Source organism: Paenibacillus massiliensis 2301065 = DSM 16942, from assembly GCF_000377505.1.
In the GTDB taxonomy this organism is placed as follows: Bacteria; Bacillota; Bacilli; order Paenibacillales; family Paenibacillaceae; genus Paenibacillus; species Paenibacillus massiliensis.
In genome coordinates, this window is record NZ_KB898188.1 from 1 (window position 1) to 14,701 (window position 14,701).

Here is a 14,701-nt window from a genome sequence, read left to right on the forward strand (position 1 = left end):
TGGCAGACAGTACATCGCACTCCCCGTCGGCGGAGCGAACGGATACCAATGCGGCTCCGCCAAGCCATCATCCTTATCAATCTCCAGGCGCAGCTGGACCTCTTCGCCGCGAACTGCCAGCACCTCGCCCTCCAGCGAAATGCCCCGCAGAAGTGGATTCCTCAACGTCGCTTGGCGAATTCCATCCGGTCGGGCCAGCACATAATGAAAATGTAAATCACCCTGCTCCAGCTCAGCCCGCAGCTCACGAATGACGAACGGCTGCTGCCGGAATTCTACCTGCTCTCCCAGTGCATACCGCTCCGAGGTGGTCAGCTCGTATTCAAAGAAATACGTATCATGCAGCCCCGAGGACAAGCCACCTGCCAGATGATAAGCTTTGAGATTTTTGCGTGCCGTATAGGACATGTCCTGCGGCAGCTCCCGTGATGCTCCCTCTGTCTACCTTCTTTTTAGAAATAATATTTGCTCACTCGTTCACTTCAACCAAAGTGATAATTTCACGGATATCTGTAATATGTAAAGCATCTGCGATCTGTTCAATATGCCTGAAATTTATATTTTCTCGTTTGCCATTCACGAGTTCGGATATCGCTGCCCGGCGGACATCTGCTCGTAAAGATAGTTCATGTATACTCATTCCTCTTTGCTCTAACAGATTCCCAAGGGTTATCCTCACTTGTTTCATTTCCAATCCCCCATTCCATTTACATGTTGACTGTACTCATAAGCGTACGATATAATCCAATTAGATGACGTACGCTTATGCGTACATAAAGCATATTTTTTATAGAAAGGGTGACTTCCTCGTGATACAACAACGTATTTGTATTGTTTTAGGTCCCTATGATGAGAAGGATTTAGAATATGCTTTAACACTTGGCTACCTTGTTCATGAGCATTATGCTGTATATGTGACAGATAGCTACTTGTGGTTGCGTAAAGTCCTAAAAGCCTCTTTTCATTCTTATTTATACTTCGATGATCCACATAGTGCGGGACTTGTTCTAGCTACAGATATTACTCAAATTAAATCAAGCTACACAGAAGAAATTATTCTCAAACTGAGACACATAAATGCACTTGATTTTTTAATTGGAGAACTTAGCAATTTGTCTTCAGGAGATATTTTTTTAAGTATCAATACAACGCTTGGATAAGAGCAATTCATGAAATTTTAGTTTTGCCTACGGTTGTTTGGATGTGTGGTATGCAAACTTGTCGAAGAAACGGAAAGCGTAAGAGCAAAATAAAAGCCTACTTCATCTCGCTTGAGTTGAAATAGGCTTTTTAGCTCAAAAGAAAGTCAATATTACATCACCTGAAAGATTTCACGCTTAGCTTGATAATTTACCAATTATCCCGGTAGATGTCATACTTCATATTACAATCCGTCTAATAAAAAAGTTAATTAAATAGCTTGCTAGTTTACACAGTGTAAACTAAGATTCCCCCCACGGAGTTCCCCCATTGCCACTAATTAAATTCTCCCATGCTTCCATCGCAGAGTCCCCCAGTTTTCCAGTACTACAATACACTTTTCCACTTTCAGAAACAAACAATATCAAATAATCACTGTCAATTTTCCCTACAGGAACTAATCTTTCTTGAGCATAATTTTCCTCTGATTTGAAACTACCGTTAGCATAGTAACTAGTAAACTTCACACTTGTATCATGAACTTCTTCATTTATAGTGTCCTTTAAAACTAAATCTCCAAATTCTTCAATAAAATCCTTTACTGATTGAAAAACGGTATAACCATTTTCCTCCAAATTATCTTTGAATTCTTTTATATCAATTTTCCTTCCTTCATACCATCCTGAATCAGTTAAAATCTTCAAAGTTTCATTGCTTATGTTCAACTAAATCTCTCCTAATCCATTGAGTTCATAAAATCTCCAAACGTTATTCTACAATTATTACAAAAGGCTTTAACAAGGCCCGTTTCAACAGTTACGGATCTCAACACAAGATTTTCAATTTTTGCACCTTGGAGAATAGCATCTCTAACCGCCCATACCTCAGCACAATTTTCCACAAGCCAGTTCTTTTGCATGCTCGGTTCTAACTCATTATTCTTGAAATATTTCCCCTTAGAAGCTGCCTCATCTTTTGTCTTTTGAATTAAATCTCTTAATTTCCCCATCTCTTCTTTAACGGATTTTATATTCCTTCCTGAAAAATATGATGGATTATAAGCCACTAGTTCATCTATATAGTCGTCAGTTAACTTTTGCCTATAGAATTCTACATATTCATTTGGACTCTTCAGTTCAATGTTCACAATACTTGGATTATTTTGATAAATTCCACTGGCTCCAAAACCAGCACGAGACGTTTTAGTAGCATCAACTGCAACACTCGCCACGGCTGGTTTAAAATCCGGTCCATATCTACTTCCATCTCTTATTGATTTTGTATAATCATCTAACAGTTCTGGCGCGAGTTCAAAAGCTTCCGCTCCCCGACAGCCTCTCCGCCACCCGTGCTGGATATTGATCGTGGCTCTTCGACTGCAGGAGCCATGTGGTTCCCTTAAACGGAACCCCCCTGCTCCAGCACCGTATGGCTGGTAACCTCATAGCTAAGGGCATTGTTCTCCTGGTACCCGCTCACTCCGTTGTTAGACAGTACCTTATATTCCTCCAGATTTTTCTGAATCCGATAATTATGCTCATTCAGCCGAACCGGTTCTCCCAGATCGGGAATTCCGATGACATATTTCAGACCTGGCTGCATAGAGATGGGAAGTAGAGGCGCATGTAGCCGGGAGGCTACTCGTTTGACAAATGCCCAGTCTGTCTCCAAATATTGCACGACCAGTTCACCGATCGCCGCTCCGCCCGGAGCGGTATCCACGACATTGGCTCCACCGTACGCCGATGTGACATATGTGCATAAGTCAGGATATTGACTTTCTAGTCTTTTGGGTCAAAAAGTAAAAGCTTATTTCTACTCAAATTTGAGTGAAATAAGCTTTTACTATAGGTGCAATAACAGATTATACAAAGACACACTCTTCTCCGAAATAAATCCCTAAGAACACTTATATTAATATTTTTTTGTAAAAATATACTTATCTTTTAAATACCTACGTTCTAAAAATTCCGTAAATGTATCAGTAATCTTATAGAAACCTTCTTTCTTCTTTCCTTCTGAATAAAAATAAACAGGAGGATTCTCACCCTCATTTAGTTTAAAGAAACAAAACATGCATCCTTGACTCATCCAAAACACAAAATCGTTAGGGGTTAGCTTTAATGGGACACTATTTTCTTCTAACAATTCTTCTCCCCATTCATTTAGTTCAAGCAACTCATCAATAAAACAAGATTCTCCTCGTAAGAAAGTATGCTCTGTTCCTCCCCCCATAACTTCAAGAAACTCAATGTAAGCTTCAGGTAATTTATTTGTACTTACCAGTTTATTAACTTCATTTAATTCATCCTGCGTACAAGGAATCAAAGGAATTTTATCATTTTTCAGATGAGTAATAAGTTCATTTAAATATTTCATCAATTCTACTCCCCCATCTTTGGAATTACTTCAACACGAATAACCTTGATTTTCGGAAACTCTTTTTGAAATTGGTCAACCAAATCAATACAATTATCACAATATGGCCTTTCAGAAATAATTTCAATCATCCCGGCAACCTTGGGGTTATCTTTATACTTGAGCCTTAAATATTCTACAATTTTTTGTTCAGTATGACTTGTGTAATCACTAATTGGACCTTCATAGTGATAATCTTCCGGTTGTGGAGGCCTAAAGTTGCCTTTATTAAAGTAGTCATCGGCTGTAAACTCTCCACTAACACTTTCTAAATCAATCTCCTCACCATTTATTTTACCTTTTGCAGCCGCAACATTTCTTTTTTTTCCAGCATTATATTTTTTTCTTAGGTAATCGACAAGCTCTCTATCTGCTTGTGTAGCTTCTCTAAAATGTCTTTTCACACCAAAAGGCAATTTCAGATTTTCACTTGCCTCCTTCAGCTTCTTCCCAAGCTTACTACCAGCATCACTGAGCTTGTCCACTACATTCTCAAAGCCCTCGTTTGCTTTCGCAACTCCATTTTTCAGCCATTTTGGAGTCACTTTATTACCGACTTTGCCCACAAAGCCAGTGAACTTTTGACCCACCTTACTATCCAGCACGCCCAAGGTAAGCATTCCGATGCCTGCATCCTTGACTACAGTACTCCAATTAATCTTCTCCCCGCGCAGCACTTGGTCCATAATGCTACTGAACGCGCCTTCTGCTCCAGCCATGCCCGCCTTTCGGGCAAACGATGTTCCGATGGCGGCTCCAGGTCCGAAGATCGCACCACTCGCTGCTCCAATGAAGCCATCCTTTAGCCCGGTTAACGCATAGTCACTCATGTCGCTAACCTCGCCCCGGGCTATATCCGATACGGCCATCATCCCGACACCCATGGCGCCCCCAATCAACGCACCACTGGCTACCGCTCCGATCAGAATCGGGCCTGCTCCCAGTGTCGCAACAGTCAGGGCCGCCACAGCTGCGACAGCCACGACGACTGCTAAGCCAACCAGCACATTCTTCACCAGCTTGCCCCAGTTGAACGGCGGGTCCGGCTCCGGCTCTTCGCCAAGCTCAGGCTCATCGTCGAACGGCGGATAGCTCGTCCGGTCGCTGCCGTCAGCCCACACCTTCTCGCCCAGCAGGTGGTACTCGCTCTCCACCACCAGCCCTGCTTCGCTCTCTCCGCGGTAGACCAAGATCTGGCTTTCACTGCCCAGAATGATCTGCTGCGGCGTATAGAGCTCCAGCTCCAACTCGGCGGTCATCGTCAGCTTACCAGGACTGGTAATCTCAATCCCCGTCTCGTCGTTCAGACTGACGAGCATCGCACCCTCCGGGTCCTTTTGCAGGTTCACATGGCTCGGCGCCAGCTTCAGCTCACTACCATGCTCGGTCCCGAAGTATCGCGTATTGGTGTCGCTTGTCTTGGCAGATTCACCGCCATTCTTGCGTACCGTCCCCACAATCAGCGCACCGGAGCCCGTTGCATCCGGGTAATACAGACTTGCCTTCGTTCCGACCTGTGGCAGACAGTACATCGCACTCCCCGTCGGCGGAGCGAATGGATACCAATGCGGCTCCGCCAAGCCATCATCCTTATCAATCTCCAGGCGCAGCTTGACCTCTTCGCCGCGGACAGCCAGCACCTCGCCCTCCAGCGAGATGCCCCGCAAGAGCGGATTGCGCAGCGTCTCCCGGCGGATTCCGTCGGGTCGGGCCAGCACGTAATGGAAATGCAGCTCGCCCTGCTCCAGCTCCGCTCGCAGCTCACGAATGACGAACGGCTGCTGCCGGAACTTGACCTGCTCTCCCAGCGCATACCGCTCCGAGGTGGTCAGCTCGTATTCAAAGAAATCCGTATCATGCAGCCCGGAGGACAAGCCACCTGCCAGATGATAGGCTTTAAGATTCTTGCGTGCCGTGTACGCCACGTCCTGTGGTAGCTCCCGTGATGCTCCCTCTGGCATGCCGAAGTGCAGCTTGGGACTCACTGCTTCCAATATATCACAGACGACGACGGCCTGTAAGCGGCTCGCCAGACGCTGCAACAGCTCCCAATCCGTCTCTTCATATTGCAATATCGGCTCCCCGACTGCCTCGCCGCCTCCGGTGTGATAGATCATATCACTGCCCGGATAAGCCTGCAGCACTTTCCCGATCAAGGCGCTATACGTCTGCTGCTCCTCTGGAAAAGTCCGCTTGCGCTTCTCGACATCCAGCGCATACGAAGCACTCACGCCCTCGATGGTCAGCGTATAGATCCCCTGACTGTGCATGACCTCGACCCGTTGCACCAGTCCCTTGAACAAGCTCAGCTCCTGTTCTCCCTGCTGTGCATAGACATATAACGTATCGTCGGCAGCCGCCTGCAATGCTGCGGACACCTGCTCGCTGTCCGGGCTTGTCCCGGTCAGGCGTATACGCCCGTGCTCCCCGGTCTTCCACTGGATATGTACATGCTCTAGGTGCTGTAGGGGATATGGCGACTGTACCCGGATGTGCTCATATCCTATCATGGTGCTCCACCTCGATTCCCCTACTCATCCTCTTGGCCAGTCGTCATGAATCCGACGTAGCCCATATACATGCACTGCTGGTAGGATTCACTGGTCAGCGCTGGCTTCCCCTCCACCCGCGTTGTTTCCTTGGTATTGTTCCATTTCTCTGGAAAGATCGGCTTGCACGGCTTGCCCGATATTTGCTGCCCCTCTTCCGACACGAGATAGATCGTCTCCGTGCTTGGATTGTCCGGGTTCTGACAAATCCCGAAGTAGGAGATATTCTCAGGACCATAGTCATCCTCATTCATCATGGGCCGATCCTTCACAAAGGCTCCGTGACTTACAGGCAGATTCAGCTTGCGTTTGTGACTTCCATACTCACACGCCATACAGGCTCCGCGAACGATGTAATATTGGCTTTCCCCCATCCGATTCATGCTCCTTTCTAAGACCTCTCGGCCAGCTTTAGCTAGAGCGTTTCACATGCTGTCATCATAGATATCCCGATGATTCGTACCTTGATCGAATCTGATTTGACGATTAATGATCTAAAGATCGTAGTCGTAGCGGAGAGCGGGGAAGACCTAGAGAAACGAAGTGTCTGCCTTTAAGCTTGCTGTTCATCCGCTTGTTATCCCATTCAAAGAACAGCAAGCTTAACAGCAGTCGACAGGGATCCCCGCTTGCAGCGGCTCTATACTCACATTTGGTCTGGTCAAGCACCAGCGCCATCTACGTTCAGCAAAAGCAGTCCCCAATCCGTCTTTTGCTATGCACGCCTTAAGCCAGTATCCTCACCGCATACATCCTGCTATGCCTCAAGTGACTTCACTTGTAAGGGCGTAAGAGTAAGCCCGGTAAAATCCCGCCGCAACATACTCTCCGCCACATCCAGACGCACAATAAGCCGTTGCTGGCGTCCCTCCTGAATACGGAAGATTGGGTAGTCTCGAACGACTTCCTCTTGCAATACAATCTGCCGCAGCACCGTTTGGTCCATATTCCACTCGCTGGATGGATGCAGAGCATCCACGTAGGGCAGAAAGGGTACGACGTAATTTTTCATCACCTGCTGCTCCATATCGATCAGCGCCACAGGCTTGAAAACCGTGTCTCGACCATAGGCCTGTAGCATGCGCATCAGACGCTCCGACATCAGCGGCAAGGCACTTTCCAGCAGATCAAGAAAACTACTGTTCTTGCCTGATTTCATCTTCAGCATGAGCGGTCTTGATCCCAAGTGAGCGGGTTCAAGCTGCGACAGATTCCACAGATCTACCTTGTCCGCAATGTTCTCCAGTACTGGGACATCGGTGTAGCGCGAATCCTGCTTCAGGAGGAAATAATCCATGTGCCTCGCTCCTCCTTCCCTACAGCATCCTCTAACTCCATCTGCCCAAGCTCCAAAGGATATACTGCACTATTGTTTCGTGAAGGCTGATCTGCGGCAGAATGATTCATGGCTGCTGGATTCACGGCCTCATTTTCTGATGGCGTATGGCGTGACATACGATCTGCTGTCTTAGCTCGTTCTGCCTGAGATCGTTCTGACCCGGCTTGTTCTGACTGGGCTCGTTCTGACCGGGCTTGTTCTGACTGGGCTTGTTCTGACTGGGCTTGTTTTCCTCTAGCCTCTGCTTCTTCCTGATCAAGCTCGTCTTCCAGTACCCACCGGCATAAAGGCTCGCTCTCATCCCGGTACTCCCCGGCAAAGATCGTGAAGCCTGGCTCCTTGTCCAGCTTCTGCAAGGCTTCACTATGAATGAACAGCGGGACCATGCTATGCAGGAAAGACACGGCAAGATGGTGATATTTGACCGCCTCAATCTGACCGATCTGCTCCAGATCCATGATGGTCATCCGGCGGGCGTAGCCCTTGATCGTCTGTTCCCACCGTTCCATCCGGCGGAACAAGGGCTCGAATACAAAATCTGCTGACCACAAGGTCGAACACTCTACCCGATCTAGCAGCCAATGCCCATCATAAGCATCAATGCGGTACATTCCTTCTCCACCCATCAGACGGGTGCGCAGCCAGGAAATATAGAGATAACGAATTCTCCCCTTACGTCCTTCCTGCTGCAAAGCAACGGCCCGCTCACAGACCGCTGTCACGGCCTCAAGCAATGAAGCCTCAATCTCCTCTTGCTGTGCAAAAAAGTTCTCTTCAATTTGGGGTATGTCATCTACCCAGCGCTCCAGCACATGCTCCTGCAGGAATGCCTCCAGGACAGTATCCCGATCCATAATTTTCATTCGATATACACCTTGCCTCCGCTTAGCTTCACGTCATCCATAATGTTCAGCTCTGCGCCGCCCTGCTTGAACTGGATGCCATTCATTCCTTCCATGAAAATCTTGGTGCCACTCGTCAGCTCAATGTCCTCTTCCGCCTTGAGAACAATCTTCTTATCGCTGATAATCTCAATGCCGCCTTCGTCCGTCAGACGCATCAGCAGCTTGTCATTACTAATGACCTCCACGGCACCAGGCGTGAAAACGAGTTGTTTGCCGTATTTTGTACTGATACTCTTTACGGAAGGATCTCCCCGTTTGACCGGATCAGAGGAGGAGAGGTCTACCGAGCTGGCCACGAAGGCATGCTGCTCCACTTCATCCGGGAAATATAGACGCACTTGATCGCCAACCTCAGGCATGACATACCAGCCACTTCCGTCCGGTGAGGAATAGACCGTAGAATACGAGAACCACATGGCTCCTGCTGTCGAAGAGCCCCGATCGATATCCAGACTAATTTGCACCTGATCCTTAGCGACTTGCTTGACTTTACCGAACAAGGATACGCCAGATAGACCAAAAGCATAGCTCGTCCGGCATTTCATTCCTTCCGCATCCCGCAGTACATAGCGGCTGACTATCAATTGACCCTCCAGCCGAGTCTCCGCCTGAGCCACATACAACTGCCGCTGCCGAAATACAACGGCACTTCCCAGCTCCAGCACCGTATGGCTGGTAACCTCATAGCTAAGGGCATTGTTCTCCTGGTACCCGCTCACTCCGTTGTTAGACAGTACCTTGTATTCCTCCAGGTTTTTCTGAATCCGATAATTATGCTCGTCCAGCTGAACCGGTTCTCCCAGATCGGGAATTCCGATAACGTATTTCAGACCTGGCTGCATGGAAATGGGCAGCAGGGGCGCATGCAGACGAGAGGCTACTCGTCTGATAAATGCCCAGTCCGTCTCCAAATATTGCACAACCAGTTCACCAACCGCCGCTCCGTCCGAAGCCGAATCTACAACCTCAGCTCCCCCGTATGCCGATGTGATCTGCGTGAAGAGCTGGCTATACGACTGGCCTGTGTTCTGGAACGAACGACGGCGTTTCTCGATGTCCATGCGGAAGGTAGCGCTGATCGCTTCGATAGATAGCTCTCGTACTCCATTGACTACTCGCACGGAAATATCCGTGACCATTCCCTGAAATAATGGGATGTTGGTGCCCTCACCTCTCAGGCGAACCTCAATCTGTTCATCCTCATCTGCCCGTTCCACATATTGATCCAGATTCTTCTCGGATATGACACCACGAATGCGAAATCTTGCATGCTCTCCTGGCTGCTTGTGCAACTCCATATCCAGCACATGCTCAAATGCATAAGGCTGTACCAACAGATCTGCACTCGTATAAATGGTCTGCGTTTTACTCATAATTCCCCTCCTTTGCACGGCTATTGTTCTTGGTGTCGATCCCATCCTTCGCTGCATTTTGATTTGTACTTATGTCTGAACCCTCGTTCTTCTTCTGATTGCCTTCCGCTGTCTCATCTCCAACCGCTTCTGAATCGGGTGTCCGTATGGAGCGTACGATCTGCACAGCAATCTCTCGCCAATCCTTATGCTGACGATATGAACAATTGAAGCTGCCCATCAGCGTCTCCCCGGATAGCTCCAGATAGAACATGAGCTGATAAAGTGCCTCGTCCATACCGGGGCTTTTGAAATCGAAATAACCGATTTTTTTGCCCCGCACATCCTCCACGTTCTGCTCGTAGAAGACATTGGACGGACTCATTTTCCGCAGCATATTCTTCATTCCACTCGTCAGCTTCACGACCCACTCATTTTGCAGCTGCTGGTCCACACGATTGAAGGTAAGATTGACAGTGCCCGTCGGATTCGTCAGAACGATCTCGGGACGTTGCTCGTATGGATATTTCAGCTTTTGCATAGATAGCGGCATCGGCTGAAAGCTCTCGGGAACCAGCACCCACAAGGCCTCGTCGAAGAATGCTCGTTCCTCGAACTTGTATTCCTCATTTCCGATTCGTATGGTCCCTTGCTCAATGCTATTCGGTTCTGTCTGCTTCTCCAGTTCCTGCATCATGGCCAAAATCTCTTCATCCTTGAATTTCACGGTCGTCTCCTCCTCTAACTTCATCTAAATGAACTAGCCTAATCCACAATCATCCGATTGACCCCACTTTGCCCGGACCAACGCGCCTGACCTCGCCCGCCTCGGGATACCTCCTGTAAAATTAATACCAGCTGCCGATGCATCTCCCCGTTCGTATAATCCCGGTATTCCCCGCCACGACTGCCGAGATATTGGAGCACTGCCTCACGCTGTACCCGCTCACTATTCAGGCAGAGCAGCGCGAAGGAGGTATCCAGCGCTTCAGCCGATCGACAACGCAGCAGCTCCGTGGCGAAGCAACTCGTTATCTCCGGTCGTAAGGTGGGCTGCTCCCAGGCAGCATAAGGAGCACGGATAGCACTCCATGTGTTGAATTCAGTCGCCATGTCTGCGAAGTCCTGGTAATCCGAGCGCAGTGTGGCCCCTTCCTTTAGCTTGAACCGTCCAAGCTCTATCTCATTGGCAATTGAACTGCTACCAGGCTCTGACGTTGGATTACGCGGGAGATTCACATTTTCCAGCCCCCTGACCGGATCCCGGCTCTGACTTCTGCCACTCTCTCCATCTGCTTCCTCCGCACCATTCGTCAGTACAATCTCGGCCTCACGAGTCACGAAATCATGCTGTGCTTGCTGTGCGTGAAAGCGTACCTTGAGGATCGACAAGCCATTCGCTGCAGCATATGGCAACTCATAGGCCTGCTCCAGCAGATATAAATGTCCATCATGCTTAACAATCCCCCGACCGATTATCAAGTGATCGTGCTCGACGGATACCTTCATACCTGCGATGATGCCATCCGAATATTCCTCATAGCGAATATCGAGGAAGCGGCGCGGGTAATCCCGCAGATTCTCCAGCATCTCGGTCTTGAGTATTCTCCCCTTCTCAAAGCGTGGGGACCTGTTCACCAGCATGCTGTTCCCTCCTTTCTGGTGGCCTAATAGCTCGATCAGATCAAATGTGAGTATAGCCCGCTTTATGCAGCCAATACCTGCTCATAGATCTTCATTTTCTGATCCACGAAGGCATCAAGCTTCTGCGTCTGCTCCTGGGGAAGCTTGCGACGGAGTAAGTCCATTGCCTCCATAATGCCTGTCATTTCAAGCGGAATTTTCAAGCTGCTAGTACCGTCACTCAACACCAACTGTCCGCCGAACATCCGAGCATACGCCACTTCTGTTATGTCCTCGAACATTACCGTTCGACTCTGGAACAAGCGCTGCACGGTCACACTGGATTCATTGATAATCGTCTTGCTGGTCAGATTGAGCAGCAGCTGTACACATATCAACGCAAGGCCGTAAAAGATCAGATAGTTGAGATATTTCATGATTTGTTGATCCTCAGCGCTGGTCATCTCTGCCGTCAACCAAGGTAATCCTGCAAACTCCAGGAACAAAAATGCGATCAAGCCGATCAACAAAAATGCACGCCATAGCCAGTTCCTGCGCAAAATCAGTTCCCCGTTCTGCCCACGTGGGGCAGGCTGATGAAAGCTCTTATGCATATATCTCATAAAAGAACGTAAAAAGATGCGTTGTAATGCCAACAACGTAATCCCTCCTTCTTCTTGCCTATGTCCTATTCATTGGAGCTCTATCCCGTTCTGATTGCAGCCGCTACTTCGTACCATCAAAAAAGTCCAGCTCCGACAGATCATTCTCAAACGGACAGAACTGCTGCACTCCAAGATGCAGCTGATCCTGAATGCGAGCCACAGGTACCACGTAGAAGCCCCAACTGCTCCCTCCTGCGAATACAAAATACTTCGTCTCCCCGTTTCGGATCGTATCCGTCTCATCCTGTGGAATATCCTCTCCGTATTGACGGGCGATCTCCTCATAAGGAAGAGGACGATATTCCTGCTTACGTTCCCGGTACACATGGCGCTGTCGCAGCGCTCCACCGCTGGAGGTCAGGAAGAACTCTACCTCTCCGACATGGGATGGTCTGGAGATGGAGCCCCGGACACGATGGCCCTCAAGACCCGTAATAAGCTGCTTCTCCTGACCAGTATGAGCCCAAGCGGACACCGTGTAGGGAATGACTGGTACATGATTCGTAATGCGAGGCTCGATCATCCCCATCTTCTTCGCATTCAGATATCGAATAGCTCCGCGAAGGCAGGCCATCTTCAGCTCTGGTACCTGACTGGAATCCTCGGCCCGCTGCCTGAATTCGATGCTGCGTCCAGGCACGAACTCCTTCAGCGCTTCACGAAATACATCAATCCGGCAGGATTGGCCTGTCAGCTTGATAATCGAGTAATGCTGCAACCGTCCCGTCATATAGAAGTCGTCCAGGAACTTGCGTACGACATTATAAATATCTGCCTTCACCAGCTGCTGGATCTCCCGAATGTTGAACACGACATCTGGCAGGCCATACTCATCCCGAAAGCGTCCATTCTCCAGCACCGAGACCAGCCAGCCCTCCATCACCGAGATGTTCAGATCAGTCTCTCGTGACGCAATGTGCTCTGATTCGAAGCGACTACGCAGCACCCCGGTCCGCAGGAAGAACTCCCGTTTCATATTCTCGGCCGCACTCCATAGCAAGTGGAAATTCCCAAGCACACGCTGGTACTCCTCCCGCGTCGCATGCTCGTAATGCTTGAAGGCCGTAGGCACAATCGCTTCTGCCTCCTGGTAGCGTGCCTCCAGATTCGCATACACTGCCTCCACACCATACTCGTCTACATGGCGATACAGATCACCCGACGGAATTCCGATGAGCTGATCAATATCTGTATCCGGCAGCCTCGTCTCTGTCGCATAATAGCCTGCGATCACAATCTTGATGAACTGCATAATCCGATAGGTCAGATTGTTACCGCCAAAATTCGTATCCCCATTCTCATAAGTCGTGTGAATATCAAGCTTATAGGCGATTCTGCCGTCTTCGATACGGAAGCGACAGGAGGACATATCCGTCGTTCCACCCCCGCAATCGAGCACAAGCGCCTGATATTCTGCGCCATCGGCAAAGGTTCCCTTATCCATCTGCTCGGCAAGCGTGTTATATAGCACTGCCAGCCCTTCATCCAACGCATCCTCGGCTTCAATATGATAATCCGGCAGGATGTCTGTAAACATCGTGATGAATTGGGGCTTAAGCTTCACGGGTGTCGTGAAATGAAGATGCCTGAATCGGCATTTGAATTGCTGCTCAGCGGCGGCAACCACATAGCGGACGAATGATGCCAGAATCTCGCTGCGGGGGGCCGTTGCCGTATTGCCTTCAGCATCCATCAGTTCCTCGATCTTCTCGTAATCATTCACCCAGCGCTTGATGCCCCGTATTACGGTTGCTTTGCTGCCTGACACACCACCAGAGCGCAACGCTTCTTCGCCGAATTCATATACAACATGCTCTGGATTCGAGCAATCGGCGACCCTGACTGCTGTTGGTAGCACCTCAATCCATGCACCATCCTTCCCACCACGTCCGGGAAAGACTACATAATTAATGGCATTCAGCTTGACACGGGCAGCAGAGGGATTGGATACATACGAATGATCCAGGTAAGCACCTGCCGTCGTATTACTGGTTCCGAAGTCAATAGCGAGAATCGCATCCGTTGCCTCAGTACCACGAATGGATAGCTCTGCAACAGGGACACGTACACCGTGCAGATTCAGAGGCAGTAGTGGCCTGTTATCGTAATAGGCCCTGTACATATACTCTGAATCCTGCCTGCGCAGGAACCAGAGGCTATAGTTCTGATTCGCTGTACGCCGCAGCTCTGCGTCGCTATCCCGCTCCAGATAGTACACACCGTTGCGCTGCTGATCCTTTACCAGATTAAGAATACCGCAGAGCTCGCCTGTCGCATTGGTCAGCAGCACATTGGATTCACCAAGCCAAGGCAGCTCGGATTCGATCCGAACCTGATCCAGTCGTCCCAGTGTGACACCTTCATATAAAGTGATCTTCGCCGGTACTCTGATTCCCTCGCTAGGCTGTTGACTGGCGTTGCCGTATTTGCGCAGGACCGTCTCCAGTCGCTCGAATCCACCGGATTGGGGACGAGTGATATAGAGACGCTCCTCCGCATTGCGGAATCTGAGAATCATCCGGATTAGCTCGTCTCTAGACAGACGTTTTGCAAGGCCCTCCACCAGACGCTCCTTCTCACAAATGCTCCGTAGCTGGAAGCTTGTCATTTGCTCCAATTCCGCACTTGTATATTTGACGGCAGGGCGGACCTGTTCAGGTTCCTTGGTATGGTGGAGGCGATATGTATATGGTCCGTTCATCATGTCACA

At 49.1% G+C, this 14,701-nt stretch carries 15 protein-coding genes and 1 pseudogene; 1 reads left to right on the plus strand and 15 read right to left on the minus strand.

Annotated features, from left to right (window positions below):
- Positions 1–408, minus strand: a pseudogene (locus D328_RS28675) (hypothetical protein); the annotation flags it as partial.
- A gap of 61 nt (positions 409–469) precedes the next feature.
- Entirely contained in the window at positions 470–688 is a 219-nt protein-coding gene (locus tag D328_RS0108925; protein ID WP_018884647.1) for a helix-turn-helix domain-containing protein, read from the minus strand.
- A gap of 121 nt (positions 689–809) precedes the next feature.
- Between D328_RS0108925 and D328_RS0108930 the strand changes: the two genes are divergently transcribed.
- Positions 810–1,160, plus strand: a complete 351-nt coding sequence (locus D328_RS0108930; protein WP_018884648.1) for a hypothetical protein — start codon at positions 810–812, stop codon at positions 1,158–1,160.
- A 282-nt stretch (positions 1,161–1,442) separates the two neighbouring features.
- On the opposite strand, the gene D328_RS0108935 is transcribed toward D328_RS0108930, so the two are convergent.
- The 13 genes from D328_RS0108935 to D328_RS0108995 form a co-directional block, all read right to left on the minus strand.
- Positions 1,443–1,865, minus strand: coding sequence for an SUKH-3 domain-containing protein (locus D328_RS0108935; protein WP_018884649.1), 423 nt, complete (start codon positions 1,863–1,865; stop codon positions 1,443–1,445).
- A gap of 11 nt (positions 1,866–1,876) precedes the next feature.
- The gene (locus D328_RS30220) at positions 1,877–2,371 is read right to left on the minus strand and encodes a hypothetical protein (RefSeq protein ID WP_018884650.1); all 495 of its coding nucleotides are present in this window, start codon (positions 2,369–2,371) and stop codon (positions 1,877–1,879) included.
- Positions 2,372–2,538: 167 nt separating this feature from the next.
- Positions 2,539–2,862 (minus strand): hypothetical protein, encoded by a 324-nt coding sequence (locus tag D328_RS0108945; RefSeq protein WP_018884651.1) that lies wholly within the window; start codon positions 2,860–2,862, stop codon positions 2,539–2,541.
- A 192-nt stretch (positions 2,863–3,054) separates the two neighbouring features.
- Positions 3,055–3,519, minus strand: a complete 465-nt coding sequence (locus D328_RS0108950) for an SMI1/KNR4 family protein (protein ID WP_018884652.1) — start codon at positions 3,517–3,519, stop codon at positions 3,055–3,057.
- 5 nt (positions 3,520–3,524) lie between these two features.
- Positions 3,525–6,068: a deaminase domain-containing protein gene (locus tag D328_RS0108955; protein WP_018884653.1), complete on the minus strand. Its 2,544-nt coding sequence runs from the start codon at positions 6,066–6,068 to the stop codon at positions 3,525–3,527.
- A 20-nt stretch (positions 6,069–6,088) separates the two neighbouring features.
- Entirely contained in the window at positions 6,089–6,481 is a 393-nt protein-coding gene (locus D328_RS0108960; RefSeq protein ID WP_018884654.1) for a DUF4280 domain-containing protein, read from the minus strand.
- Positions 6,482–6,864: 383 nt separating this feature from the next.
- Entirely contained in the window at positions 6,865–7,404 is a 540-nt protein-coding gene (locus D328_RS0108965; RefSeq protein WP_018884655.1) for a hypothetical protein, read from the minus strand.
- Entirely contained in the window at positions 7,386–8,309 is a 924-nt protein-coding gene (locus D328_RS28685; RefSeq protein WP_018884656.1) for a hypothetical protein, read from the minus strand. Before D328_RS28685 ends, D328_RS0108965 begins: the two co-directional genes overlap by 19 nt.
- Positions 8,306–9,724, minus strand: a complete 1,419-nt coding sequence (locus D328_RS0108975; protein WP_018884657.1) for a type VI secretion system Vgr family protein — start codon at positions 9,722–9,724, stop codon at positions 8,306–8,308. Before D328_RS0108975 ends, D328_RS28685 begins: the two co-directional genes overlap by 4 nt.
- Positions 9,717–10,430, minus strand: a complete 714-nt coding sequence (locus D328_RS0108980) for a hypothetical protein (RefSeq protein WP_018884658.1) — start codon at positions 10,428–10,430, stop codon at positions 9,717–9,719. Before D328_RS0108980 ends, D328_RS0108975 begins: the two co-directional genes overlap by 8 nt.
- A gap of 38 nt (positions 10,431–10,468) precedes the next feature.
- Positions 10,469–11,347, minus strand: coding sequence for a hypothetical protein (locus D328_RS0108985; RefSeq protein ID WP_018884659.1), 879 nt, complete (start codon positions 11,345–11,347; stop codon positions 10,469–10,471).
- Positions 11,348–11,409: 62 nt separating this feature from the next.
- Complete coding sequence (locus D328_RS0108990) at positions 11,410–11,985, minus strand: hypothetical protein (RefSeq protein ID WP_018884660.1); 576 nt, start codon at positions 11,983–11,985, stop codon at positions 11,410–11,412.
- A 67-nt stretch (positions 11,986–12,052) separates the two neighbouring features.
- Positions 12,053–14,692 carry an Hsp70 family protein gene (locus D328_RS0108995; RefSeq protein ID WP_026281087.1) on the minus strand — a complete coding sequence of 880 codons (2,640 nt, stop codon included), beginning with the start codon at positions 14,690–14,692 and terminating at the stop codon, positions 12,053–12,055.
- Between the last annotated feature and the right edge of the window lie 9 nt (positions 14,693–14,701).